We start from the raw sequence: 24,799 nt of genomic DNA, 5'->3' as shown, positions 1-24,799 counted from the left end.
CCAATGGCCCGGGCATGTTCGCAGCGCATGGGTTTGAAGCGTCGACTCCGTCAGGTCGTAGGACGGACGACGTCGTTCCGGCGACGCGCGCGCACCGCGATCGCCCTGGAGATCAAGGACAACGTGACCAGTCCGACCAGCAGATCCGCGAGTGCGGAGAATTGGGACTGCGCGAATTCGACGATCTGAATCAAGATCAGCGTGGTGATACTCGACAGTCGCACGGCCTCGAGAGTCCACCTGCGGTCGGTACGCCAGACGAGAGCGGGAAGTGCGAGAACGAGCGCAAGCCCTGACCCTGCCGCATCGAGCAGTCGCGCGAATTGCGTTATGTCGTCGACGGTTTCGGTGCCGAGGATGCTGACCGACGACAGACCGAACGCGGAGTACGTCACCAGGGCCAGTGCGGACAGTCGAATCCAGATGCTGTGGTCGAGGTAGCGCAGTACACGCCAGTTCCCGATCGTCGACCATCGTCGTCGCCACCGCGTCGGCGGTCGCTCGGTGCAGCTGGCGAGCAGTGCGGTGATTTGCGTGACCTGTCGTCGTTCGTGTGCGTTCGCGCGCGCGAGATAGTCGAGGGCTTGGGCGCGGCGGTGATGGTCGAGTCCGCGGACGACCCCGTCCGCAGCGATGAAGGCTGCCGCGGCAAGGTCTTCGTGGGGTCGACGCGGCACCAGATCACGGACCAGGCGGGAGGTGGCCACGACAGCGATGAGCAGGACGTACATGATGGCCACCGCCGGCTTGTAGAAGTAGTCGTTGGTGGTGGTGACGAATTTGCCGATCTCGTCGAGGCCCAGTCCGAGTCCAATCCCGGCGAGCACGATCGTGATCGGTCGCGTTCGGTCGCCGAGTACCGACAGTGCGGTCAGTGCGGCGACAGTCAGGGCCACACCGCCCCAGAGCAGATGGGCGATGTGCAGTGGACCGCTACCGACCCGCGGATACCCCAGCAGCTGAAGAGCTGATCGGGTGAGGAGGATGGTGCCGGCTGCGATGATGACGACGGCGTCCACACCACTCCCGGCGTGGGGGTGCCGAGCGATACGCCACCGATGAGTGCTCGCGGACATCGACACCGAAATCTGTTCCTCCTCTCGTCTACCCGACACGGCGTCGTTACCCGGCTGAACTCCCGGTGTATCGGGACCACAGATACAAATCGCCAGCAAGCGAGTCAAGCATCTCCGATGACAAAGAGCACCGTTGGGGTTTTCGGGTTCGTCGGTGCGGCGATGCCGCGGGATCGGCTCGGTTCGTCGATGCGCCCGGTGGTCTCGACGCCGGTGTTGTCAGATCTCTGTTGTTCAGCGCGGGGACATGCTCGTGTCCGGGTCGGGCCGGTTGACCGGTGCGTGTCCTCGGAAACGAGAGCGCAGGTAGTTGATGGCGAGGGGGAGTATCGAGAGTACGACTACCGCGATGAGGATGATCTCGATGTGGTTGCGCACGAACGGGATTCCGCCGAGTAGGTAGCCGAGCATCGGTACACCGGCACCCCAGGCGAGGGCTCCGATGATGTTGTAGACGAGGAAGGTTCGATATTTCATCCCCGACGCACCGGCCATGACGGGTGCGAGTGTCCGGACGACGGGAACGAATCTGGCGAGAACGATCGTACGGGCACCATAGGTGTCGAAGAACGATTGCGCGCGCGCGAGTTGCGCAGGGCCGAGCCGTTTGGCGCCGGGTCGGTCGAAGACGGCGGGCCCGGCGGCACGGCCGATCATGTATCCGCATTGGTCACCGAGCGCGGCTGCGATCGGTGCGGACACCAGGATCACCCACAGGGGAACGAACGGATCGACCTGCGCGACAAGCACTCCTGCGGTGAACAGCAGTGAGTCGCCGGGGAGGAAGAACCCGATCAGCAGACCGGTCTCGACGAACAACGCCACGAGCAGACCGATCAATCCGAATGTCGCGACGAGGGTGCTCGGGTCGAGAACACCGCCGGTCAGTCCCGATGTCATAGCGAGATCCTGTTCATGAGTAGTCGAGGTGGCGTCGACTCTGTGCCATCGCCGGCGGAGTCGAGACGATGCAGCGCATAGGAGCCGAGGGTGACCGCACCCGCCGCGAGGAGCGCGCCGGCACCGACATCGGTGAGCCAGTGGACGCCCAGGTACATCCGCGTGCACGCCACGGCAACGGTCAGCGTGACGGCAATGACGAGCAGCAATGCTCGTACTGGTCTCGATCGCCGCGCACCGGCGATGAGCGCGAGCATCAACAGTAGGGAAGCGGTGCCGGTGACGTGCCCCGACGGGAACGACGGATCGGTTTCGAGCATCATCTGGATCGACTGGGGTGGCCGCTCACGGCCGACGATCAGCTTCAACAGCGTGCACGCGATCGAAGCCGAGGCGACGGTCACCAGCAGCACCAGTGCCGGGCCGTACCGTTTCGTCCTCCACACCAGAACCACTGCGACGATCAGGCCCAGTGCGGCGGTCTCCGCGGGGCCACCGACCGTGGTGACGGCGACGGCGAGTTGGTCGAGTGTCGCACTGCGATGATCGACGAACCATCGAGCGACTGCGGTATCGGCACCGGTCAGCCAGCCGTTGCTGTGTACTGCGACGGCGAGCACCAGAACGGCGAAGGCGTAACCGAGTGCGCCGAAGACCGTCGCGCCGGCCCTGTCGCGGCGCATGCGGAGCATGAGCCCGGCTGCGATGAGGCCGACTGCGATCACCAGCCCCGCGATCTCGACGTCGGCGGTTGCGGCTTCGGTGAACACTTCGGTGGCCGTGGCGTGTACGGCGGAGATCGATGAGGAAAGGAGCACGGGGATCAGTGTGCTGGGGAGCTGCTGAAGAACCGCTGAGAGCGAGTCTGGTATCTCGGCATGGGTCTGTTGTACTTGCCAGACTTATACGGACGGAGTTGTCGATGCGGGTACTGGTGGTCGAGGACGAAGTGCGCCTGGCGGAGATGCTGCGTCGCGGTCTGGTGGCCGATGGGTTCACTGTCGAGGTCGAACACGATGGTGACAACGGATTCCACAGTGCAGCGACGGGGGAGTTCGATGCGCTCGTTCTCGACATCATGCTGCCGGGCAAACACGGTTACGACATCGTGCGAGATCTTCGGGCGCAGGGGGTGTGGACACCGATCCTGATGCTCTCGGCGAAGGACGGCGAATACGATCTGGCCGATGCGTTCGATCTCGGCGCAGACGACTATCTGGTCAAGCCGTTCTCTTTCGTGGTGCTGGTTGCTCGCCTGCGCGCCCTGATGCGAAGGGGAGCTCCCGAGCGCCCCGCGGTGCTCACTGCCGGCGATCTGGAACTCGATCCCGCGCGCCACCGCGTCAGTCGAGGCGGTGCAGAACTTGCGCTGACCCCGCGCGAATACAGTGTGCTCGAGTTCTTGATGCGGCGTAGCGGCACCGTGGTGACCAAGTCCGAGATCGTGCGGTCGGTGTGGGATGTCAACTACGACGGGGACGAGAACATCGTCGAGGTCTATATCGGCTATCTCCGCAAGAAGGTCGATCAACCGTTCGGGCTCAAGAGCATCGAGACCATCCGCGGGGTCGGATACCGCCTCACCGTCGCGGCGGCCGACTGAGCATCCTCGTTCTGCGGCACCGACACCCTCGCCGTTCGTGTACTCCGCACCTGTTGGCCGGTGGCTTCTTTCGGTCGACAGGAGCCGTGTCGGCCGCTGGGGTGCGCCCTAGATGCCCGCGGCGTCGACCACGCTCGGCGGCGTCGACGCGGTGTCCGCTGCGGCCCACTGCTGATTCGGCGTCGGCGTCGTGAGAGTGAGATAGAAGAAGTCGCGTTGATCCGGGGCCAGGTAGCGGTCGGGTCTGTTCTGGACTCCCGGCAAGATCGTCGTCGGTGTCAACGTCCCGGTGTGATCGACTGTCCAGGAGTTGAACTCGGTCAGCCCTGTGTGAATGTCGAGCTCCATCCCGGTCACCGCCCCGGCATCGACGAGTGCCTGCGCCAGGGTGGAGAGGTCGACTCTCGACGCCGCTACATAGACGAGGTCGCCGTTCGCGGTGGTCCCCAATGCCGATCGTTCGGTGTACTGCAGTTGATTCTTCGCGCTGCCCCAGCGGCTGTCGGCGTTCGAGTGCACGCCCGCGGCGATCGAGCCGTGGTCGACGATCAGCGGTAAATTCTGCCGCACCGCCACGATGTGCGGGTCCACTGCCGCGCCGCTGCTCCAGTCGATGACACTCAGGTGCCCGGAGTCGTCGACCACCGCCGAGGCCTGGCCGTTCTGCAGGTCCTGCCGCGCCACACCGTTCGAGAAATATCCGCCGGCAAGATCTTTCATCTTCCACCCGGAATTGAACGCAGCCACCAGATTCGGTACCTCGGAACCAGGTACCGATGCAGCGGCATTGCCGTCGGTGCGGGGTTGGCTCGTGCCGTCGACGAGGTGGGCGACCGTCGCGGAACCGGAGACGATCGCTACTCCGGCCACTGCGCTGCGATGGGCCGGGTCCGGCTGGTAGTGCGAAATGTAGGCGACCGGAGTTCCATCGGCTCCCGTGCGGCCGGGTGTCCATGTCGGAGCCGGCGATCCGGTGACAGTGGGGAGAACGGGGAGAGTAGCGAACGATGTCGGGGTGCCGCCGGCAATGGCTGTGGCCGAGGTGAATCCGGACAGATCGGGTGGGGTGTCCGACGGTGGGCTCGCGTAGCGCCAGTTCTCGTAGGCGTTGAGGACGGGGCCACCCCCATGGTCGCGGATCCATGATGATGTCTTGTCGTTCCAGGTCGCATATCCCGGGGTCAGCAGCGCTCGCGCGTATGACACCGAGGCAAGGGTGAGCACGACGAGTGCTGCCGCCGCGAGAAGCTTCCAGATCTTCACCTCGCGGCGCGAAATCTGTCGGTCGTCGCTGTGGTCCGGCGGTGTCGGGCGAGTCGGTGCGAGCATGAGTGGTATCTCCTGCCAGAAGTGATCCGGTACATCTCGATCATGCGCGGACGAGACTGAAGGAACACTGAAAAGCGTTCGGAAGCAACAGGGTTGGGATGAAATAGGGGCAGCGCCCGGAGGCCAACGGGCCTGCGGGCGCTGCGGGGTGAAGCGAGGAACTTACTGTCCGGGGGCGTCGACGATATCACCGGCCTCGGGTAGGTCCACCGAGCCCGGTGCATCGGGTGTGTCGCCCGTTTCCTGCTTGTCGACGGAACCGGGTGCATCGGGTGTGTCGCCGGCCTCGGGTACGTCTGCGGCGCCCGGTGCGTCGGGTGTGTCGCCGGCCTCGGGCACATCTGCTGCGCCCGGTGCGTCCGGTGTGTCGCCCGCTTCGGGAGTGTCGACGACGCTGCTGTTCGAGGCTGTGGGCTGTTCGAGGGTCTGTGCGGCTGCGATGCCACCGCCGATGGATGCTCCGGCCAGCACGACGGCGGCGACCGCAACGATCCTGTTCTTGATGTTCACGAGGGTTCCTTCGGTTGTCGGATGCACATCTGATTGCGTGCGGTACAACCCCGAATATGCTCGACTGCTCCTGAAGGATCCCTGTGGACACCTGAGAGTGAGGTCGACATCGCGCGGCGCAGCGCAGTGCCGCTGCACATCGTCGGACACAGCTGGAGCTGCTGTCGACCAGCGAGCTACAGGGGCTCCGATGAGTTGGGGTAGTTCGTCGAATCGGTCGACGGTCCTGCACTTCTCGGTTGCGGCCCTGATCACGGTGTTCGTTCACGGTGAGTGGGCGCAGGCCTCGACGAGGTCAGGGGTGAGGTGCCTCCGGCACTCTCCGGCGTCGACGGTGACCTCGGTGCCTCCGGCACTCGTACACCCGGGAAGCGAGTGTGCAGGGAATCGAGTTGACGATGTAGCTCGTAGAGAATCGTGCGTTGGATACGTGCATCGTCGGCATACCAACGGCGAGAGGATGTTCGGCCGACCTCCCAGGCCGTCCGGGCGATCTTCTCGGCTCCTTCGATTCGCGCCGAGATCACGGCGATCTCGGCGTGCAACATGGTGATGAACACGCGTGCTTGTTCGGTGTCTGCCGTGTCGGTCATCGATCCTCGTCTCGAGATCGGCCCGGTGGGTCGGGAGCGACCGCTGCCTGTGTCTGGTATCGGTCGATTAGGCCCACGGTCGTACACAGCGGGCCGTCGGTGCGGTGGGGCGCGCCAGGACTATCGGTGAATGGACAGGCACGCACCGCGCGGTACTCGCGGGGTACGTGAGCACGGCGTGGTGCGCCGCGCCCGGCCGGTGTTCGGGTGATGTTCGACGGGCGGTGTCATGCGCTGTGCGCTGCGTCGGAGGTCCCGGAGCTGACGGTGGTGGTGTCGAGGACATCGGCGCGGGAGATGCTCAGATACGCCACCGATCCGACGATGGCGACGCCGAACACCGCGGTGACGACGGTCGGTCCCAGTCCGAGGCCGCCCAGGTTCTTGTCTTGCGTGAGATAGTCGCCGATCGACGCGCCGAGGGGGCGAGTGACAATGTAGGCGATCCAGAACGCGAGGACGGCATTGAGTCGTAGCCCGTAGTGCGCGGCGGTGACCACCGCGATGATCGCCGCGAACACAGATGCCGATGTCAGGTATCCCAGTGCGAGCTGCTCGGCGACCAGATCGCCCGCGGCGGTGCCCAACGCGAAGGTGAACAGGATCGCCAGCCAGTAGAACCCTTCACGGCGCCGGGTTCTGATGCTGTGGATCGACAGTGTTCCCTCGCTGATGTACCACGCTGCAAACGTCAGGATCAGGCCGGCAGCGAAGAACCCGGTGCTGATGGCCAGGGGCACACCGAAGTTGTCGGTGAGATTGTCGGTGATCAACGTGCCGGCGATGCTGATCAGGATGACCACCAGCCAGTAGACCCACGGCACGTACCGGCGCAGCGTGAACTGGTAGATCAGGGCCGCGGCCAGCACTACACCGACGACGACGGTGGTTCCGGTCAAGCCGAACCCGAGATCGACGTTGAGTGCATCGGCGGCCGTCTCTCCGACGGTGGTACCGAGGATCTTGATGACCCAGAACAAGAGCGTCACTTCGGGGACTTTGCTCGCCAACATGCGCGCGGTGGTCGTGGTCATGGTCGTGGACTCTGGCAGATCGTTCCTGAAGAGACGCTGAAGAGCAGATGCTTCTCACGAGGGGACACGGGACACTGACCTGATGCACTCGACCCTCGATCTGTTGCGACCACGTTCGTGGACCGTCCGCGTGCGCTCGGCGGTGGCATCGACAGTGGTTGTCGCCGTCTGCCTCGTCATCGCCGGCGGTGCGCTCCTCGGGGTCCTGTACAACTCGCTCGAGAACTCCGCTCGATCTGCTGCCGCTGCCCGCGGCCTGCAGGTCGCCGAACAGCTCGAATCCGACACCGCAGCGCAGATCGACGACTCGTTACTGGCCACGGACGGGCAGATCGGCATCATTCAGGTCATCGACGGATCGGGGACGGTACGAGCGCAGTCCCGAGGGGATGGCGCTGCGCCTGTTACGACCGAGCAGGTTGCCCCGGCCGCGACCCGTGATCTGGGCCGAGTGTCCTACGGTGAGGACGGCGACTTCTGGGTTACCGCACAGGGAGCCACATCGCCCTCCGGGCCGGTGACGGTGGTGGTCGGGGCCGACCGTGAACCGGTGGAAAACGTCGTGTCCACAGTGGCGATCCTGCTCACCGTCGTCGGTCCCATCGTGATCGCCCTGGTCGCGTTCGCGACGTACCGCCTCGTCGGTGCGGCATTGAGCCCGGTCGAACGGATCAGGTCCAGGGTGGCGTCGATTTCCAGTCGCCAACTCGACGAACGTATTCCCGTACCCGAAACCCGCGACGAGATCGCCCGCCTGGCACAGACGATGAACGCGATGCTCGAACGCTTGCAGGTCGGACAACGAGCGCAGCAACGCTTCGTCAGCGACGCATCCCACGAACTACGAAGTCCGTTGTCCACGATCACCGCAGCTCTCGAACTCGCATCGTCGCGGCCCGACCTTCTCGATGAGGCGATGATCGACGAGTCCTTGCTTCCGGAAGCGCGCCGAATGCGTCGACTGATCGAGGATCTGCTGCTTCTGGCACGGTCGGACGAGACCGGTCTGCCCGTCGCGGCGGTCGATGTCGATCTCGACGACCTGTTGTACGAGGAGGGCAAACGTATCGAGGCCGTGTCCGAGGTACTGGTGGAGTCGTCGATCGTGCCCGTTCGGGTGACCGGTGACCCCAGCGCGCTGGGCAGGGTGGTGCGCAACCTCGCCGACAACGCCGTCCGCCACGCCCGGACCCGCATCATTGTGTCCTGCGCCGAATCGGCAGGACACGCCATCATCCGGATCGACGACGACGGGCCGGGGATACCGCAGTCCGAGCGCGCGAAAGTGTTCGACCGTTTCGTGCGCCTGGACTCCTCACGAACACGTGATGAAGGCGGCACAGGGCTGGGACTGTCCATCGTCGCAGGCACTGTCGCCGCGCACGGAGGGACGGTGGCGGTGTCGCAGTCGCCGGCCGGCGGTGCCCGGTTCGAGATCCGCCTTCCGCTGAACCGCTGAGCGCGCGTTCTCAGCGGTTCTTCAACAAGCAGATGTCAGTCTCTGATCTGCCGCGCCAGCGGTGGCCCGCACGGGTGGGCATTTTCTGCGACTGGACAAGGACTCTCGATGACCGCTTCGGACGACCCGCCCACGACAGGCCGATCCGCGCTGCGGGTCGCGCGCAAACTTCCCCACATCACGGCATCGTTCTGGGTGGTGAAAATACTCGCCACCACTCTCGGCGAGACCGGCGGGGATCTGCTCGCTCAGACCCTGCACGTGGGTTACCTCGTCGCTACCGTCGTCTTCGCGGCACTGTTCCTGATCGCGGTGATCTTCCAGCTACGAGCCCGGCGCTACCACCCGGCCCTGTTCTGGACGGTCATCGCGTTGACCAGCACCGCGGGCACGACGTTGTCGGATCTTCTCAACCGCACAGGCGGACTGGGCTACACCGGCGGAGCGGTCCTGCTCATCACAGGTCTGGCGGTGGTGTTCCTGCTCTGGTGGCGCAGCGGACAGACCCTCGACGTGGAGAACATCGCCACCGCCCGCGGCGAAACTCTGTACTGGATCGCGATCCTGTTCTCCAACAGTCTGGGTACCTCGAGTGGCGACTTCCTCGCTGACAGTCTCGGATTGGGATTCCGCACCAGTGCACTGATCCTGCTCGCGGTCATGATCGCGCTACTCGTAGCCCATTACCTGACCTCCGTCAACGGCATCGCCCTGTTCTGGATCGCGTTCGTTCTCACCCGCCCCCTCGGCGCTACCGGTGGCGACTTCCTGAGCAAGCCCACCGACCACGGCGGCTTGGGATGGGGAACTCAATGGACCTCCGCTGCACTGCTGAGCGTGCTCGTCGGCTTCGTCGTCGCCGAGGCGATCCGTGTCCGCAACGGCCCCGTCGATACTCTCCCTGCCCCGACCCACCGACGGACCGGGGAACCGCAGAAAGCCAACGGCGAGCTCCTGCCCGACCCTGCGTGAGGGCCGCACGTTCCTCGCGCCTGTCCCCGTATCGATCGTCTTACCCACCTCCCCATACGGGCGTTCTCCGTGCGAGCAGGCCGGTGCTGGGACAGCATGGGATCGGACAAGGCGGCCTCGGAGTCACCTGCGAAAGGACGTCATGTCGATGATCGACATACCTGTCCTCTACGGCCCGGTGCGCGCCGCCCTGCTCGGACTCGGCGTGGTGGCATTGCTGGTGCTCGCTGTCGGCCGGGGGCGCCGCTGGTGGTGTCGACGGTTACCGGTGGCGCTGATGGTCGGCGTCGCCGCTGCGGCGGTGACGACAGTCTCGGTCGACGTTCTCTGGCGGCCGTTCCCCGATCCTCTGCCGGTGGTTGCGGTGCTCTGGACCGGGCTCGGTGCAGCGGCGTTGGCGATGGCGTTGCTGGGTCCAGCGCGGGTGCGGATGAAGCTGCTGTCACTGGTTGCTGTGGCCTGTGTGGTGATCAGCGGCGCTGCACAGGTGAACAACCACTTCGGTGCATACCCGACCGTGCGGACCGCCCTCGGGCTGAACCTGGCGTCGCAAGTGGATTTCTCCCGGGTACCGGGAACGACACCGGCGCTGACGAGCGCGGAACCCGGAGTGCCACTGAGCCGAAGTTGGTCACCGCCGCAGTCGATGTCCAGCACAGGGATCGTGTCCACGGTGAGCATCCCGGGGCTGATGTCGGGATTCCGAGCTCGGGAGGCGTGGATCTACCTGCCACCGGCGTATCTGAGTGTTCCGCGCGCGCAGCTTCCGGTGTTGGTTCTGGTCCCCGGGCAACCGGGGACACCGCGAGACTGGTTCGACGGCGGCAGATTGGATGCCGTACTGGACTCCTACGCCGCCGCGCACGCTGGCCTTGCCCCCGTCGTCGTGGTGGCCGATCCACTCGGCAGCAGGCTCGCTCAGACCCTCTGCGTGGACTCGCCTGCCGGTAACGCGTTCACCTATCTGTCCGTGGACGTACCCGCCTGGATCCGCTCCACACTTCAGGTCGATCCCGACCCTCGCCACTGGGCTGTGGGCGGCATGTCGGCCGGAGGAACGTGCGCACTGCAGCTCGCCGTCAACGCCGCGGCCGTGTATCCGACGTTCCTCGATATTTCCGGGCAGGACGAACCGACAGTGGGAACCCGTCGACAGACGATGGACCAGTTCTTCGGCGGTGACCCCGTCGCATTCGCCGCGGTGAACCCCCTCGACGTGCTCGCGCGCACACGATTGCCCGACACCGCCGGAACCATCGTCGCCGGTAGTACGGACCGGACGTACGGCCCGCAGGCTCAGCGGGTACTGGCCGCGACCACCGCTGCCGGGGTGGACGTACGCTACCTCGAACTCCCGGGAGGACACAGCTGGAGTGTGTGGGGACCGGGGCTCTCGCAGTCGTTGCCGTGGCTGGGAACCCGGTTGGGATTGACACCATGACCCGGCGCTGCAGCCCTGGACCGGATGGACTCGACCGGCGGCGAGTACCACAGGGCGTCGGAAAGATTCGAAGATCTTGTAGAACCCGGGCGAGCTGTCGGCTCGCGATGCGATCGGAACCGCGCGAGGACCACTCGTGCGCGGTCCGCAACGAGGAGGACCCGAGATCGTGAAACACTCGTTACCGCACAACACCCGGGTAAAGGAGCGCGCGGTGAATTCCACCGCCGCCGCCAGATCCGCCGTGCGGTCGTTGCCCCGGTACACAGCCTCGGCAGGAACGTTCCTGCGCGAGAACATAGTTCGTGCGCCGGCGAGCTCACTGTTCGTCCTCGTTATGTGGGCGGCGGCGATCGCGACGTCGAGTGTCGGGCGCGGCCCGAGCCCATCGGTGTTGGCTCAGGTCGGTGTCGGGACCGAGTCACTGCGGCAGGGCCGAGTGTGGACACTGCTCTCGGCCGGTCTGTGGTCGCCGAGCCTGACCGGGTATCTGCTTGCGACGCTTCTGGTGCTGCTCGTCGCTGCACCGCTCGAGAAGCGACTCGGGACGCCGCGATGGGTGGCGGCCGCGGTGCTGACACAACTGGGTGGCACCGCAGGAGGGGTGCTGTTCACCTCGATCACCGAGCGTATCGGCCTACGGTGGGCCTCGACGTTGCACAGTGGTGTCGCGGTCGGTCCGACCACGTGGATCGTCGGGGTCGTCATGGCGTCGACGGTGTCGATGAGCACGTTGTGGCGGTGGCGGGTGCGGGTGGTGACCGTGACCTTGTTGATCACCCTGGTGCTCTTCGGTGGGCACCTGCAAGACGTCATCCGGCTCGTGGCGGCAGCGATCGGGTTGATCGTCGGCCCGCTGCTGCTCGGTCGGCCGGCGCGGCGTCAACCGATGGTGGGCACACAACGTGAGGGTCGTCTGCTGATTGCACTCGTGGTCGCTGCCAGCGCAGTCGGTCCCATCCTCGCCGTTCTCTCCCCGAATGCGATCGGCCCGTTCGCCGGGCTGAAAGACGTCTTCGGAGGATCCGAAGCGACGGTGGGCGATATCCGCGCACTGTGCGCGGCAGGAGGGGATCCCCAAGAATGCAGGGAAGGGCTTGCTGCACTGAGGCTTTCCGGGATCGGCCCCACACTGTTGGCCATCATGCCGACCGTATTCGTGCTGGCGGTATCGGACGGGCTGCGGCGCGGCCGACGTGGTGCCTGGTGGACCGCCGTGATCGCTCAGGCGGTACTGATCGGGTTGGCCGTGCTCAATGTTGCTCTGCGCTACATCGACAGTGTCACACCGGGTTCGGTGTTCTACGGTCTGGACGAGACATCGCAGATCGCGAGATCCGCGATACCGGTACTGACTCCGATCGTCATCCTGGCCTTGTTGCTGTGGTCGCGTGGATTGTTCGATGCTGCCGCGCCGTCGGGGACGTACCGCCGGTTCGGGTACGCGGGGGCGGTGACAGTGGCAACGCTGTTCGTGGTCTTCGTCGGCGCCGGCTGGCTTGCACGGGCAGGGTTCGACCCGGTGGCCACACCGACCGCGCTCATCGCCGAATTCCCCAACCGTCTCATCCCACCGGTGGACCTGCAGTGGCTCGACCCACGTCTACTACCCACGAACACGCCAGCGACGCTGCTGTTCGAGTGGACAGGAGTGGTGTTCTGGCTCGTGCTGACCGTCGCGATGTTCCGAACGTTCACCAAACCCGCCTACACAGTCGACTCCGGTGATGTCGTCCGCGCCCGCGACATCCTGCGGTCCTTCGGCGGGGGATCACTGTCGTGGATGACCACATGGCCGGGTAACCAGTACTGGTTCGACGACTCGGGCACGGGCTTCGTCGCATATCGGGTGATCGGCCGTGTCGCTGTCACCACCGGAAGCCCGGTGTGCCCCGCAGTCGATCTGCGCGCAGCGCTGCTCGGATTCGCGGACTTCTGCGTCGGGAACGGTTGGACACCGTGCCTGTATTCGGTGTCGGCCGAGGTTCGTTCGGTCACGGACACGCTCGGGTGGTCGAGTGTGCAGGTCGCCCAGGAGGCGGTCCTGAACGTGTCGACCCTGGCGTTCACCGGGAAGAAGTTTCAAGACGTGCGCACAGCACTCAACCGCGCCGGGAAAGCTGCTGTGCACGCCGAGTGGCTCTCCTACCCGGACGCACCCTTTGCGATCACCGACCAGATCGCGGCCATCTCCGAAGAATGGATGACCGACAAGGGCATGCCCGAGATGGGGTTCACCCTCGGTGGACTGAACGAACTCGACGACCGCGATGTCCGCTGCCTCATTGCCGTGGACGAGCACCGCACGGTGCACGCTGTTACCTCCTGGATGCCCGTCTATCGCGACGGACTCGTGGCGGGGTGGACGATGGACTTCATGCGGCGTCGGGCCGACGGTTTCCGGCCGGCCATCGAGTTCTTGATCGCTTCGGCTGCGATGATGGTCAAAGACGAAGGCGCACAGTTCCTCAGTCTTTCCGGTGCTCCGCTGGCACACGCGGTGACTGCCGCATCATCGGATTCACCGGCCACCGGAGTGATGGATCGATCCCTGGACCTGCTCGGGCGAACTCTCGAACCGGTGTACGGCTTTCGATCACTGCTCGCGTTCAAATCCAAGTTCCAACCCGACTACAGCCCGATGTACATGGCGTTCCCGGACCCAGCAGCGTTGGCGAGCATCGGCAGTGCCATCACCAAGGCGTATCTACCTCAGCTTTCCCCGGTACAAAGTGTGCGCTTGCTGACTGCATTGCTTCGCCGATCCTGACGTGTGTCGACCATCGTCAGGTCGTCACGACCTGCATCCACCACGACAAACGGCCACGAAATACGGCACACCGCATCCGCAGGATGCTCGGCGACGGCACACCGAACACAGAAATCACGTCGGTTCAGGAGCCATCCTGTAGCCCCGGTTCCTCGGACAGTCTCGTCTCGAGACCGCTCTACGGTGCCGTTCGGCCCGGTGAGTGCAACGACAACGCCATCCGCGGGCACAGGTCGACGGCCTTACGTGCATCACCGAGTGATCTCGATCGCACAACAGGCGCAGGGCTCGCAGACAGCGGATAGCCCCACTCGTCGCGGGAGAGGATCTCGGGGAGCAGTTCGGTGCACAGGCCCCGGCCGTCGCAGCGCGTCCAGTCGATGCGAAGCTGCATGTCGGATGTTCGGTCGGTTCTCATCGTTTTCTCCGCAATCGCGCTGTTGCCTCGCAGTGGCCGGTGCTGTGCAGGCGCACGTCGTCGGCGAATGCGGTCAAGGCCGACCGGACGAGCCGTACGGTTCCGTCGGGATGATGGCATGCACCGCGCCCGTCGACGAGCCCGGCATAGCGGCGGATCTCGTTCAGCGTCTGTTCACCGGGACGGTGGTAGGCGAGGTCGCCGAACACCGACGCCAGCCGGGGGAGCCCGTTCAGGCAAGGCCCGCATTGCCCAGCGCTTTCCCGTGCAAGGTAGTCGACTATGTCGGCCGTGGCACGAAGACCGCAGGTGTCGACTGCAAGCGCGTGTACCACTCCCGCTCCCGGACGTGCGCCTATCGCGGCGAGAGATTCTCTCGAGAGGCGTCGCCCTGCGAGGTCCGCTCGGTTGATCCAGGTTCCGTGATAACCGCCGACCAGGACAGCGCGAGTGTGGTCTATGTCTGCTCGTCCGATATCGCCGACGACCCACTCGAGTCGGCTTCCGATCGGTACCTCGACGACGCCGGGGTTGTGCACCGCACCGGACAACGTCACGAGCATCGTTCCAGGTTCGCTCGTAGTTCCGGACGCTCGGAACCAGTCGACGCCGAATCGCGCAATGGTGGCGACGTGCGCGAGAGTCTCGACATTGTGCACGAGAGTCGGACGTCCCTTCACTCCCGATTTCGATGACGATGTCAGCGAGGATCGCGGAATCGGCGGCTTCCCCTCGACCGCCGCGATCAGAGCCGTTTTCTCCCCGGATACGAAGCGTCCGGCGGACGCGACGACATGGACATCGGTGCGATCCCAACGACTGTGTCGCCGTTCGGCGATGGCGTTGCGCAACCGTTCGGCATGCGAGGCGGGTACGACCAGGAATGCATCCGTGGCGCGCACTGCGGCCGCGGCAATCGAGAGGCCGTCGAGAACGAGATGCGGTGAATCGGACAGTAGGACAGCGTCTTTGCTGCTCAGCGGTTCGCCCTCGGATCCGTTCGCGATCATTACCGGGCGGCGACCGGTGATGGCGGCCATCTTCGCCCCGGCCGAAAAACCTGCGCCACCGCGCCCGGCCAGGCCGGAACGTGAGACAGCCGCGATGACCGAATCATCGCCCGCAGGCACCGGCCCGAACATGTGCGCATGTCGGTCGAGGTCGAACGCGGCACCGGACAAAATGTGAGTGAGGCTCGAGGTCGTCATCGCTGTGCTCCTGCTCGGGTGTGGTGAAATTCGAGGAAATCGTGGCGGAGCCGGAATATCGTCGCGGCTGTCACCAGTGCCGCGCACACTGCAGCAATGGAGAGGAACCATGCGTGTCCGACGTCGGTTCCGTTGCCCAGGGCATGGGCGAGGGCAATCGGCCACAGGGCGTACGTCGACCAGTGGACGACTCGAAATGTTTTGTGCCCCAGTCGGTGCTTCAGTAGAGCGGTGGCGACGACGACGATGATCAGATCCACGGCGAGGGTGCCGAGGCCGAGCCAGAACGGCCGGTACTGCCCGAGAAACGGGACCACCGAGTCGATGACGTTCAGCTGTGCGTAGGGATCGAAGAACAGTGAACCGACGTGGATCGCGATGAGCAGCGACCCCAACAGGGACGTGTTCTTGTGGAGTTCCACGACGCCGAATCGTGGGAGCGTCAGGATCGGTCTCCCCGATCGCGTCACCATTCCCGATGCCATGGAGAGGGTGAGTAGCACCAACGCCGCGATGCCTGTTCCCCGTCCGAGTGCCCACAATGCCTGATCCATCAGTGCTCCTCGGTGATCGGATGTCCGATGTGGGCACTGTTATGGGGCCATCCGGGTGTCAGTGTCGTGTCGCCGTCGGCGTCGATCATTCGGGCGGGAAGGCCGTTGTCTGTCAGCCATCGAACGGCCGACGGGCCTTTCACGATGGCGGCGGTACTGGCCGTGTTTGCCAGAAAGCAGCTCTGTGCGACGACGGTGACTGTGCACCAGTATGGGTCGGCAGGAACTAAGAGTTGCGGGTCGAGGATGTGGTGAGCAGTCTTTCCGCCTTTCGACCATCGCCTCCGCAGGGTGCTCGACGTGGCAACTCCGACGCCCGATCCGATGGTGATCGTCGTCGATGGTTGGTTGTCGCCGTCGGACACTCGAATATGCCATCCCGTGCTCGGTTGCGGACCGCTCGTCGAGATGTCACCTCCGAGAGAGACGAGAACTCCGCAGCCGAGTTCGGACGCGACGAGTGCCGCGCAGCGGTCGGCTGCCAGCGCTTTCGCGGTCGCTCCCAGGTCCAGTACAACGCCCTCCGGAACCGTGAGCACGCCGTCGTGCAGGGTCACCATCGTCCAGTCGGCGCGGCGTACGAACGACACGGGTGTGGAGGAACCCTCGGTGGGTGGTTCGAGCAGTGAGAAGTCCCGGTCGTAGCCCAGCTCGATCATCGCCGAGCCGAGCGTCGGGTCCACTGCACCGTCGGTGAATTCGGCTGCCTGTAGCGACGCGTGCACGAAGTCGGCGAGTACGGCACCGACGGGGGCGGGCCGGATATGTGAGCCGGCCAGGTTCATGACATCGGAATCGGGCCGGAACCTGCTGCATGCGCGATCGACCGTATCGAGTTCGCTGCGCACCATCGATTCCGCAGCCTCGAGCGACATCGGGTCGGTCACGACGAGATGAGCGTCGGTGCTCCATATCTGCCAACGGGACTCGGCTACCGAATCATTCTCGGCGACGCTAGTCATGAGCCGTGGGTGGTGCTGTGTGCTGTTCCGGATCCCGATGAGACAGGCGGCGAGGCACCGAATGGGTTCGTAGTGGTGCTGGTTCCGTTGGCAGATTGCGTGGTCGAGGTCGTATCCGAGACGGTCGCTGCGTTGGCTGTACCGGTGTTCTGGGTATCGAGGAATGCCAGGGTCGAGGTTCCGATCGCGACGGCGACCCCGATTCCTGCCACTGCCGCAGTAGCGATACGGGTTCTACGAAAGCCGGATTCCGGTGTAGTCATGCGAGGCCTTTCCGATATCGGCCCGCGTGGTCGAGGGCCTCGAGATCCAGAGTGTGCGAGTTTGCTGGGAAGACGCTGTGCGTGCGCTGCAACTCGGGTACGAACTTTCCTGGACGATCGATCGCGAACCTTGTGTGTTCTGCGGAGGTCGACCAGTCGATGGACTTGGCTTCATAGTGCCCACAGGGTGCTGAAAGAGCGCTGAGAGTGGTCCGACCCAGCGCCGTTCTAGCCCATCCCGTTCATCCTCAAGGGACCTTCAGCAACACGCGAGTAAGGCTTCTTATAGGGGGTTTGGTGGTATCTCGGTCGGCCGCTCTTCGCTGCGTCGATGCGCGGCCTCGGTGACGACGCTAATCTGGATACTACCGATCATGTAGTAGTTGATGAACTGTTCTGAGAGGGTTCACATGGGCGACGACGTGTTGGCGTTGACGACACCACAGCTCGATATCTGGCATGCCCAGCAGCTGTCGCCGGACATCCCCTTCGTGATCGCCTACTATGTCGAATTGACCGGCAGCGTCGATGTCGATGCGCTGCTGAGCAGTGGCCTGCGGGCCCACACCGAGTATTCGTCGGCTCCGATGCGCATTGTCGATGCCGCCGGTCGTCCCAGTCAGACCTTCGCTGGCAGCGTCCGTGATGCGGCTCAGACGGTCGACCTTCGCGGCGTCGAGCATCCACGGGAGGCTGCCCTGCAGTGGATGGAGCGGGACTGCCGAAGCCCGTTCCCACTCGACGGCTGCTTGGTCCGGCTCCGGCTCTTCCGCCTGTCCGACGATCATGTCCTGTGGTACACCTGCGCCCACCACATCTCGCTGGATGGATACGCCTCGGTCCGAGTACTCGAGCGCGGCGCAGCGATCTACACCGCCGTGATGGCCGGCGAAGAACCAGCGCCCCACGATGCGACGTCACCGGCGGCGTTCGTGGAGGAAGACCGACAGTATCAAGGGTCGGCGCGGGCACGACGAGACCGTGACTTCTGGCGCGCATCGGCACTCGAACACTCCCGTACCGGGGTGTTGTCGCTCGCGGGCAGTGCTGCACCGCAACCGATGTCGATGACCGCAGGCGGTGTCGCCGCATCGAGCCAGCACGCTGTCCTCACGCCGCTCGCTGGCCGCACGACGTCGAGCGTTGTCATCGCAGCATTCGCAGTGTTTGTTGCCCGCATGACCGACTCGACCGACGTGCGACTGTCCCTCCCGGTGTCCGCTCGCTCCACTGCGCTGCTACGGCGCGGCGGATCGACTACCTCGAACGTTGTGCCCCTGGACCTGCCAGGCATTGGACGCACGACCGTCGGCGGTGCCATCAAACTGACCGAGACAGCCCTCGGCACGGTACTGCGCCACCAACGATCCAGGCCCGGCACATCGTCCACCTCACCCGGTGAATCACCCCTCTCGGCAGCATCTTTCGGACCCACGGTCAACGTGATGATGTTCGCAAACAGTGTCCGCCTGGGCGGTGTCGACGGGCAGATCCACATCTTGACCACTGGACCGGTGGCCGACCTTGCCGTCGACATCTACCCCGGCCGCACCGGCCAGGGCCCCCGCATCGACTTCGAGGCCAACCCAGCCGTCTATCCCGCCGGCGATCTCGCCCTCCACCACAAACGGTTTCTTCATCTCCTCGACGGATTCGCAGACCCGAACGTCACCGATACCGCCGTCTGCGACCTCGAGTTGTTCCTGCCGGACGAACCACCCACCGCATCGACCGGGGCCGCAGCGACTTCGAGCATGACTCTGATCGACGCATTCGACGCTGCGGTGCGGAACGCGGGAGAGCGGACTGCGGTCGACGACGGAGACACAGTATTGACATATCTCGAACTGAACGAGCGTGTCGACGACCTGGCGGGGAGGTTGACAGAGCGGGGGGCCGGACCGGAAGCTGCAATCGCAGTGTGTATATCACGATCCATCGCGTCAGTCATCGCGTTCTGGGCGGTCGCTCGCGTGGGTGCGGTCTACGTGCCGATCGACCCGAAACTGCCCGATAGCCGGGCCGACTACATCCTGCGGGACAGCCGCGCTGTCCTCGGGCTCAGGTCGAGTGCAGAACCCGCCTGGACGGGCGGCGGAATCGACTGGCTCGACATCGGCGTCGCCGGCAGCGACGAAACCCGGCGTCGACCGGCGACGCGCAAGGCTTCGCTATCGAATGCGGCGTACGTGATCTACACCTCGGGTTCGACCGGTGAGCCGAAAGGCGTCGTCGTCACCCACGAGGGCATCGGAGCATTGGTGCAGCAGATCGAGGTGAGCTATGGTCTCGATGCCTCGTCGAGAGTCTGCCATCTCACCTCGCCAGGATTCGACACCGCCATCGTCGAACACCTTGCATCAGCGGCAGCAGGGGCGACCCTGGTCATCGCCCCGCCGCAGGCATACGCGGGCCCCGAGCTGACGCAACTGCTCGCGCGCCGCCACCTCACGCATCTGCTGATCACGCCATCTGCGTTGGTGACACTGGGTTACTCCGACCTCACCGACATCGAGACGATCATCATCGGAGGCGAATCGGCACCGCGAGACGTCGTCGCCGCATGGTCCCCAGGGCGTCGGTTACTCAACGCGTATGGCCCCACCGAAACCACATGTAGCGTCACCATGACCGATGCCCTGGTCGCCGGAGAGGCAATCGGTATCGGAACCGCCATGGTGGGAACTGAAATCCACCTCCTCGACCGGACCCTGCGACCGGTTCCGACCGGGGCGGTCGGTGAGGTCTACATAGCGACCACCGGAATCGCACGGGGATACGGCAACCGGGCCGCCGCCACCGCATCGAGATTCGTGGCAGACCCGCTCGGCGGAGCCGGTCGACGACTGTTTCGCAGCGGCGACATGGCACGAGCGAGATCCGACGGCTCCCTGGCGTTCGTCGGAAGGACCGACGACCAAGTCAAGATCCGTGGCAATCGCATCGAACTCGGTGAAATCGATGCCGCACTCCGGACGCACCCCCGAGTCACGGCGGCTGCATCCACCACCCGCCGTACCCACAGTGGTGACCTACGCATCGACGGATACATCGTCTGCGACGGAGCGCAGCCGCTCGATCCGCAGGAGGTTCGAGGTTTTCTCGCGAACATACTTCCGGGATCTGCAGTTCCCGCGACCATCACGGTGCTCGAGTCGATACCGCTGACCGTCAACCGCAAACTCGACCGAACTGCGCTACCGGAGCCGAAGCGCGACGTCGCAATCGGTGTGGACACAGAACCCGGGAGCTGTACAGAAGATGCTGTTGCGCGGGCATTCAAGGATGTTCTCGGCCTTACGGTCATCGACATGCATGCATCGTTCTTCGCCCTGGGCGGCGACTCCCTCACTGCAACCGGAGTGATCGCACGCCTGAACACCGAACTCGGTGTCGACATCGGGATACGAGACCTGGTGGATGCAGGATCGGTACGGGCACTCTCGACATTTATCGAGGCGCATCCAGCCGATCGGCCCCGCCCAGGGCGTCCGGTGCCGGGCGCAGCGGAGAGCATTGCGGTGATCCCACTGGCACCGCAGCAAATGCACATCGACCGCGCAGCACAGCTGCCGCTGTACAACCTTCCGTTCGCCGCGGAGATCACCGGACCGTTCGACACCTCCGCGGCCGAAGCAGCCTTCGTCGATGTGCTCGTCAGACATCGGAGCTTGCGCACCATCTACCCGGATTCACCGTGGGGTCCGCGGCAAGTCGTTGTCGACGATCCAGCGCGGATGCAGTCCGTTCTCGGTATCACTGCGTTCGATCCGCGCGCGGTCGACGAGGTCCTCGCCGCACCGTTCGATGTTCGCGGTGAGCTTCCGATTCGGGCGACACTGTTCGAGAAGGCACCGGGCATCCACGTTCTTGCGTGCTCGGTGCACCACATCGCAGCAGACGGTTGGTCCCTCCGGCTGCTGGCGCAGGATTTTTTTGTCGCCTATCGAGCTCGTCTATCGGGACGCGCACCGGGCTGGGCGGAGATGCCGCTGCAGTACACCGACTTCAGCGTGTGGGCAGCGCAGCGCCCGGGGGTGCCGGATCTCGACTTCTGGAGCCGAGAATTCGAAGGCTTTGCTTTCGGTACTGCTGTCGAGACCGACCGACCCAGATCCTCGTCGTGGGACTTCACCGGCGACAGAATCGACCTGCAGCTGGCCGTCGACATCACCGACGGGCTCGACCGGGTCGCCCGCGCCAATGGAACCGGCCGGTTCACCGTTCTGCGGGCCGGTCTCCTGGTGCTTCTCGCCCGTGCGAGCGGCACGAGCGATCTCGTCATTGGGACGCCGATTGCCGGTCGCACAGATCCGGGGCTGGAAACGATCGTCGGTACGTTCGTCAATACTCTTGCGATCCGATCCGATATCGCCGCAGCGACGACGTTCGAGGACGTCATCGCCGTTGCGCATGCGAGCGAAGTACGCGCACTGGATCATGCGAGCGTCTCGTTCGAGACGGTCGCAGCACATATCGACCCAGGACCGCACCTCGGGCGGCATCCGCTCTTCCAGGTTGCGCTCTCGTTGGATGTGTTCACCGACTCGCACTTCGATCTCGGCGCCACGCATGTCGACATCACGCCCCGACCGTTGGACATCGCGAAATGTGATCTGCACTTTCACCTCGTCGAGCGACGCGACGTCGTCGGCCGGATGATCGGGATGGACGTCGGAATCGTCTACCCGACAGCATTGTTCGACCGAGACACGGTGCAATCGTTGGGGGAACTCTACGAGCGAACTCTTCGACAGATGATCACCGGCCCGGGAGCGCCGTGGTCGACAGCAGCTTCAATACTACAACTCGTGTAGTATTTAGTGGTGGCCGTGTGGTGTGCACGCCCGGACAGTAGGAGATCCGTGTGTCGACGATCAATGGCCTGCCCGCTCATATTCTGCTGGTGCACTTCATCGTGGTGCTCGCCCCGCTCACCGCACTGCTCGCCATCGTGGCGAGTATCTGGGCTCCGGTGCGCCGCAGGCTCGTCTGGCTCATCGCGGTGCTCGCGGTCCTCACGCTCGTCCTGACGCCGCTGACCACCGACGCGGGGGAATGGCTCGAGAAGCGAGTTCCGGAGGGGGCCTCGGTGCAGACGCACACCGAACTCGGCGACTCGATGCTCTACTTCGCGCTGGGCATGGTGCTTATTGCTGCGATGCTCGTGGCGCAGCACGTTCGGGAGCGCCGTGGGACGCGGCCGGTCCGGTGGCAATCGATCGCTGTCGCCGTACTCGCTGTCGTGGTCGGAGTGGCCACGATGGTGCAGGTGTATCGGATCGGAGAATCCGGGGCACGCGCGGCGTGGGAGGACGCAGTGTCCTCTGCACCCGCACCAGTCGATCCTGGTAAGTGACGACGAGTGCCTGACCGGTGACCATCGGAGAACGGTGATCGGTACGGACCCGAACAAGAGGCGAATATGACAGACCCAGTGCCCGGCGGACACGAGGCCGAACCCCACGGCGATGTCGGGGGACGATTGAACTGGCTCCGCGCGGGAGTTCTGGGGGCCAACGACGGTATCGTCTCCGTTGCCGGATTGGTGGTGGGAGTCGCGGCCGCAACCGCAGAACGCGCACCTGTGCTCACTGCCGGTACCGCAGGCCTTGTTGCCGGCGCGGTGTCGATGGCACTGGGGGAATACGTCTCGGTGAGCACTCAGCGCGACACCGAACGATCCTTACTCGACAAAGAACGCCGAGAACTGGACGAAGAACCCGAGCAGGAACTCGCAGAGCTCATGGCGATGTACGAGGACAAAGGCTTGTCACCGAAGACTGCCCGGATCGTTGCAGAGGAACTGACCGCCCAGGACCCGTTCTCAGCTCACGTCGATATCGAACTGGGAATAGATCCGGACGCGTTGACGAGCCCGTGGCAGGCCGCTCTCTCATCGGCGATCGCGTTCGTCACTGGTGCACTACTACCGCTTCTTGCGATCGTGCTGCTTCCGGCGCCGATTCGAATCGCTGTGACGTTCGCGGTGGTCGTTGTAGCTCTGGCCGCGACCGGAACGATCAGCGCATGGCTCGGGGGAGCCCCGCGCCGGCCCGCGGTGACGCGAATAGTGACCGGCGGGGCAATCGCCATGATCATCACCTACGGCATCGGGCAGCTGGCCGGCGTCGCGGGAATCTGACGTACGCCTTCCGGTGGGGGGGAGTTCCTCAACGAAAGACAGAGGTCGGGTTCTCGCCGACTTCCGGAACGATCACGTCCTGCGCTACGTCGAACAATCCCAGTGAGATCGCCGCAAAAGCCGTGATCGACACCAGTGCGGCGATCACGACCGAACGGCGTGGAGGCGGAGGCGGAGGCGGAGGCGCGGTCAGAGCGCGGACACGGCGTACGACGTCGCCGCCGGTGCTTGACAACGAAGTCGAGTGCCGCGCTAGGTGGGCGCGGAGCAATACCGTCTTGGCCAGGGCCGACATGGTTGCATGTCGGTCGTATCGCGCAGCCCACTCGTCTGCGTGGCGTTCGGCCGCGTGGCGGACGTGGCCGACGACGGGGCGAAGCAGCGGGTCGAACTGTGCTGCGAGCTCGACCGTCTGCGTGAAGAAGGTGTGCCGGAAGCGAAGGTGCGCGCGTTCGTGCTCGATCACCGCAGTGAGTTCGGCATCCGACAGGGCCGCGACGAGCGCTGTCGTGATCACCACTGCGCCGCCACCGGAGGCGACGGCGAAGGCGTCGGGCTCGGTCGATTCGACGAGGACGGTTCCGCCGCGTACGTCGGCCTCGGCTGCGAACTTCGCAGCATCTCGTGAGCTGGCGACGACGCGAGCGATGTGTCCGGCGGCTAGTGCGAGCCTGTAGACGACCCACCCGATCATCCCGAAGCCGGCGGCAATTGCAATGGCAGGTTGTGAGGCGATCAGTACCGATGCCAGCGCCGTCGTGGACGCTGCGACAGAGAAGGCCGTGACTGCCACCAGGACAGGGATGACCGTCACCGTTGCCAGCGGTGCTGCATCGTCGTCGACCGGGCCGCAGTATGTTCTCAACGCGACCGACATGATCCACGGCAACGCGGCAACGACGAGCAACAGAATCATGTTCGGTGGTCCGAGTTCCGTGCGGAACCTTCCGAGAGCAGCTTTCGGAGGACGGATTCGTCTTCCGGATCGAGGGAGGCAACGAAGTTGGCGAGAACGTCGGCTCGTTCAGCTCGCGTATCGAGTTCGGTCCGCATCCGCATCGCTGCTCGTAAGGCCGGTAGCTCGTCGACGGGAGCGCGGAGGGTGTAGACGTACGATCGTCCGCGTCGTTCCCGGTCGACGAGCCTCTTGCCGTGTAATCGCCCCAGCGCCGTCATCACTGTCGTATGCGCGAGATCGGATCCAAGTAACTCCCGAGCCTCTGACACCGCCAACTGATGATGCTCACCGAGCAATCGAAGGATCGACTCCTCCAACTGTCCGGATCCTCTACGCACGGCGTCGACCTCACTCTTGGATGCCGTTCCAGGATATGCCACCGAGAACGACCCTTGGGGACAGGCTGTACGTACCTACAGAGTCGACGCACGTCCCGACCGCCGTCGTGCTGAGCCCGCATCCGGTCCTGGGGTTCGACTGTCTGGGGATGACGCAGCTGCGTGCTTGTCGGACGGCTGCGTCTCCGGCTCCGTAGTCGTACACATCTCTCGGCATCTCGACGGGATCCGCACGTCATTCACCGCCTGGTCGGTGGCGCGGCGAG

22 protein-coding genes are annotated in these 24,799 nt (G+C 64.7%); 8 read left to right on the top strand and 14 right to left on the bottom strand.

Going from position 1 to position 24,799, the window contains the following annotated elements:
* Positions 1-50: 50 nt before the first annotated feature.
* The 3 genes from ATN38_RS20025 to ATN38_RS20015 all read right to left on the bottom strand — a co-directional run bounded on the left by ATN38_RS20025 (position 51) and on the right by ATN38_RS20015 (position 2,794).
* Positions 51-1,082, bottom strand: coding sequence for a hypothetical protein (locus ATN38_RS20025; protein ID WP_155277940.1), 1,032 nt, complete (start codon positions 1,080-1,082; stop codon positions 51-53).
* A gap of 228 nt (positions 1,083-1,310) precedes the next feature.
* Positions 1,311-1,976, bottom strand: a complete 666-nt coding sequence (locus ATN38_RS20020; protein WP_051649571.1) for a DedA family protein — start codon at positions 1,974-1,976, stop codon at positions 1,311-1,313.
* Positions 1,973-2,794 (bottom strand): phosphatase PAP2 family protein, encoded by an 822-nt coding sequence (locus ATN38_RS20015; protein WP_051720934.1) that lies wholly within the window; start codon positions 2,792-2,794, stop codon positions 1,973-1,975. Before ATN38_RS20015 ends, ATN38_RS20020 begins: the two co-directional genes overlap by 4 nt.
* A gap of 104 nt (positions 2,795-2,898) precedes the next feature.
* On the opposite strand from ATN38_RS20015, the gene ATN38_RS20010 reads away from it, so the two are divergent.
* Complete coding sequence (locus tag ATN38_RS20010; RefSeq protein ID WP_030537361.1) at positions 2,899-3,579, top strand: response regulator transcription factor; 681 nt, start codon at positions 2,899-2,901, stop codon at positions 3,577-3,579.
* A gap of 108 nt (positions 3,580-3,687) precedes the next feature.
* Here the strand turns inward: ATN38_RS20010 and ATN38_RS20005 are convergent, their stop codons facing one another.
* The 4 genes from ATN38_RS20005 to ATN38_RS19990 form a co-directional block, all read right to left on the bottom strand.
* On the bottom strand, positions 3,688-4,908 hold the full coding sequence (locus tag ATN38_RS20005) for a phosphodiester glycosidase family protein (protein WP_030537362.1): 1,221 nt from the start codon (positions 4,906-4,908) through the stop codon (positions 3,688-3,690).
* Positions 4,909-5,070: 162 nt separating this feature from the next.
* On the bottom strand, positions 5,071-5,418 hold the full coding sequence (locus ATN38_RS20000) for a hypothetical protein (protein ID WP_063836248.1): 348 nt from the start codon (positions 5,416-5,418) through the stop codon (positions 5,071-5,073).
* 251 nt (positions 5,419-5,669) lie between these two features.
* Positions 5,670-6,011: a hypothetical protein gene (locus ATN38_RS19995; protein ID WP_030537364.1), complete on the bottom strand. Its 342-nt coding sequence runs from the start codon at positions 6,009-6,011 to the stop codon at positions 5,670-5,672.
* A 227-nt stretch (positions 6,012-6,238) separates the two neighbouring features.
* Positions 6,239-7,045, bottom strand: a complete 807-nt coding sequence (locus ATN38_RS19990; RefSeq protein ID WP_080712791.1) for a hypothetical protein — start codon at positions 7,043-7,045, stop codon at positions 6,239-6,241.
* A gap of 82 nt (positions 7,046-7,127) precedes the next feature.
* On the opposite strand from ATN38_RS19990, the gene ATN38_RS19985 reads away from it, so the two are divergent.
* The 4 genes from ATN38_RS19985 (at position 7,128) to ATN38_RS19970 (ending at position 13,687) form a co-directional block, all read left to right on the top strand.
* Positions 7,128-8,504: an ATP-binding protein gene (locus ATN38_RS19985; RefSeq protein WP_030537366.1), complete on the top strand. Its 1,377-nt coding sequence runs from the start codon at positions 7,128-7,130 to the stop codon at positions 8,502-8,504.
* 108 nt (positions 8,505-8,612) lie between these two features.
* Complete coding sequence (locus ATN38_RS19980; RefSeq protein ID WP_218748455.1) at positions 8,613-9,476, top strand: hypothetical protein; 864 nt, start codon at positions 8,613-8,615, stop codon at positions 9,474-9,476.
* 148 nt (positions 9,477-9,624) lie between these two features.
* A complete protein-coding gene (locus tag ATN38_RS19975; protein ID WP_256932010.1) occupies positions 9,625-10,917 on the top strand; it encodes an esterase family protein in 1,293 nt (430 codons plus the stop codon).
* 214 nt (positions 10,918-11,131) lie between these two features.
* The gene (locus tag ATN38_RS19970; RefSeq protein WP_308256365.1) at positions 11,132-13,687 is read left to right on the top strand and encodes a DUF2156 domain-containing protein; all 2,556 of its coding nucleotides are present in this window, start codon (positions 11,132-11,134) and stop codon (positions 13,685-13,687) included.
* A gap of 178 nt (positions 13,688-13,865) precedes the next feature.
* On the opposite strand, the gene ATN38_RS19965 is transcribed toward ATN38_RS19970, so the two are convergent.
* Genes ATN38_RS19965 through ATN38_RS19945 form a run of 5 tightly spaced genes read right to left on the bottom strand, consistent with a single transcriptional unit; the run spans position 13,866 to position 17,092 of the window.
* Positions 13,866-14,105 (bottom strand): ferredoxin, encoded by a 240-nt coding sequence (locus ATN38_RS19965; RefSeq protein WP_003941236.1) that lies wholly within the window; start codon positions 14,103-14,105, stop codon positions 13,866-13,868.
* Positions 14,102-15,313: an NADH-ubiquinone oxidoreductase-F iron-sulfur binding region domain-containing protein gene (locus tag ATN38_RS19960; RefSeq protein WP_218748446.1), complete on the bottom strand. Its 1,212-nt coding sequence runs from the start codon at positions 15,311-15,313 to the stop codon at positions 14,102-14,104. Before ATN38_RS19960 ends, ATN38_RS19965 begins: the two co-directional genes overlap by 4 nt.
* A complete protein-coding gene (locus ATN38_RS19955) occupies positions 15,310-15,867 on the bottom strand; it encodes a ferric reductase-like transmembrane domain-containing protein (protein WP_218748444.1) in 558 nt (185 codons plus the stop codon). The genes ATN38_RS19960 and ATN38_RS19955 overlap by 4 nt, the downstream gene beginning before the upstream one ends.
* Entirely contained in the window at positions 15,867-16,829 is a 963-nt protein-coding gene (locus tag ATN38_RS19950; RefSeq protein WP_218748443.1) for an FAD:protein FMN transferase, read from the bottom strand. The genes ATN38_RS19955 and ATN38_RS19950 overlap by 1 nt, the downstream gene beginning before the upstream one ends.
* Positions 16,826-17,092 (bottom strand): hypothetical protein, encoded by a 267-nt coding sequence (locus ATN38_RS19945; RefSeq protein ID WP_218748442.1) that lies wholly within the window; start codon positions 17,090-17,092, stop codon positions 16,826-16,828. Before ATN38_RS19945 ends, ATN38_RS19950 begins: the two co-directional genes overlap by 4 nt.
* 410 nt (positions 17,093-17,502) lie before the next feature.
* On the opposite strand from ATN38_RS19945, the gene ATN38_RS19940 reads away from it, so the two are divergent.
* The 3 genes from ATN38_RS19940 (at position 17,503) to ATN38_RS19930 (ending at position 23,237) form a co-directional block, all read left to right on the top strand.
* Positions 17,503-21,909, top strand: a complete 4,407-nt coding sequence (locus ATN38_RS19940; RefSeq protein ID WP_116057240.1) for a non-ribosomal peptide synthetase — start codon at positions 17,503-17,505, stop codon at positions 21,907-21,909.
* A 50-nt stretch (positions 21,910-21,959) separates the two neighbouring features.
* Positions 21,960-22,451, top strand: a complete 492-nt coding sequence (locus ATN38_RS19935) for a DUF2231 domain-containing protein (protein WP_116057241.1) — start codon at positions 21,960-21,962, stop codon at positions 22,449-22,451.
* Between the two features lie 66 nt (positions 22,452-22,517).
* Positions 22,518-23,237, top strand: a complete 720-nt coding sequence (locus ATN38_RS19930; RefSeq protein WP_116057242.1) for a VIT family protein — start codon at positions 22,518-22,520, stop codon at positions 23,235-23,237.
* Positions 23,238-23,265: 28 nt separating this feature from the next.
* Here the strand turns inward: ATN38_RS19930 and ATN38_RS19925 are convergent, their stop codons facing one another.
* Together ATN38_RS19925 and ATN38_RS19920 are read right to left on the bottom strand one after the other, a co-directional pair.
* Entirely contained in the window at positions 23,266-24,153 is an 888-nt protein-coding gene (locus ATN38_RS19925; RefSeq protein WP_218748441.1) for a M56 family metallopeptidase, read from the bottom strand.
* Complete coding sequence (locus ATN38_RS19920; protein ID WP_003943433.1) at positions 24,150-24,575, bottom strand: BlaI/MecI/CopY family transcriptional regulator; 426 nt, start codon at positions 24,573-24,575, stop codon at positions 24,150-24,152. The genes ATN38_RS19925 and ATN38_RS19920 overlap by 4 nt, the downstream gene beginning before the upstream one ends.
* Positions 24,576-24,799: the final 224 nt, after the last annotated feature.

The sequence above is a fragment of the Rhodococcus sp. FH8 genome (assembly GCF_019266085.1).
GTDB lineage: Bacteria > Actinomycetota > Actinomycetes > Mycobacteriales > Mycobacteriaceae > Rhodococcus_F > Rhodococcus_F qingshengii.
The sequence above is the reverse complement of the archived record's forward strand: the minus strand, read 5'-3'. Positions and strand labels throughout refer to the sequence as shown.

Excerpts from the sequence above, each read along its gene's own strand:
- ATN38_RS20020 (WP_051649571.1), bottom strand. The coding sequence starts at position 1,976 with ATGACATCGGGACTGACCGGCGGTGTTCTCGACCCGAGCACCCTCGTC.
- ATN38_RS20010 (WP_030537361.1), top strand. The coding sequence starts at position 2,899 with ATGCGGGTACTGGTGGTCGAGGACGAAGTGCGCCTGGCGGAGATGCTG.
- ATN38_RS20005 (WP_030537362.1), bottom strand. The coding sequence starts at position 4,908 with ATGCTCGCACCGACTCGCCCGACACCGCCGGACCACAGCGACGACCGA.
- ATN38_RS19995 (WP_030537364.1), bottom strand. The coding sequence starts at position 6,011 with ATGACCGACACGGCAGACACCGAACAAGCACGCGTGTTCATCACCATG.
- ATN38_RS19990 (WP_080712791.1), bottom strand. The coding sequence starts at position 7,045 with ATGACCACGACCACCGCGCGCATGTTGGCGAGCAAAGTCCCCGAAGTG.
- ATN38_RS19985 (WP_030537366.1), top strand. The coding sequence starts at position 7,128 with ATGCACTCGACCCTCGATCTGTTGCGACCACGTTCGTGGACCGTCCGC.
- ATN38_RS19980 (WP_218748455.1), top strand. The coding sequence starts at position 8,613 with ATGACCGCTTCGGACGACCCGCCCACGACAGGCCGATCCGCGCTGCGG.
- ATN38_RS19975 (WP_256932010.1), top strand. The coding sequence starts at position 9,625 with ATGATCGACATACCTGTCCTCTACGGCCCGGTGCGCGCCGCCCTGCTC.
- ATN38_RS19965 (WP_003941236.1), bottom strand. The coding sequence starts at position 14,105 with ATGAGAACCGACCGAACATCCGACATGCAGCTTCGCATCGACTGGACG.
- ATN38_RS19960 (WP_218748446.1), bottom strand. The coding sequence starts at position 15,313 with ATGACGACCTCGAGCCTCACTCACATTTTGTCCGGTGCCGCGTTCGAC.
- ATN38_RS19955 (WP_218748444.1), bottom strand. The coding sequence starts at position 15,867 with ATGGATCAGGCATTGTGGGCACTCGGACGGGGAACAGGCATCGCGGCG.
- ATN38_RS19950 (WP_218748443.1), bottom strand. The coding sequence starts at position 16,829 with ATGACTAGCGTCGCCGAGAATGATTCGGTAGCCGAGTCCCGTTGGCAG.
- ATN38_RS19945 (WP_218748442.1), bottom strand. The coding sequence starts at position 17,092 with ATGACTACACCGGAATCCGGCTTTCGTAGAACCCGTATCGCTACTGCG.
- ATN38_RS19940 (WP_116057240.1), top strand. The coding sequence starts at position 17,503 with ATGGGCGACGACGTGTTGGCGTTGACGACACCACAGCTCGATATCTGG.
- ATN38_RS19930 (WP_116057242.1), top strand. The coding sequence starts at position 22,518 with ATGACAGACCCAGTGCCCGGCGGACACGAGGCCGAACCCCACGGCGAT.
- ATN38_RS19925 (WP_218748441.1), bottom strand. The coding sequence starts at position 24,153 with ATGATTCTGTTGCTCGTCGTTGCCGCGTTGCCGTGGATCATGTCGGTC.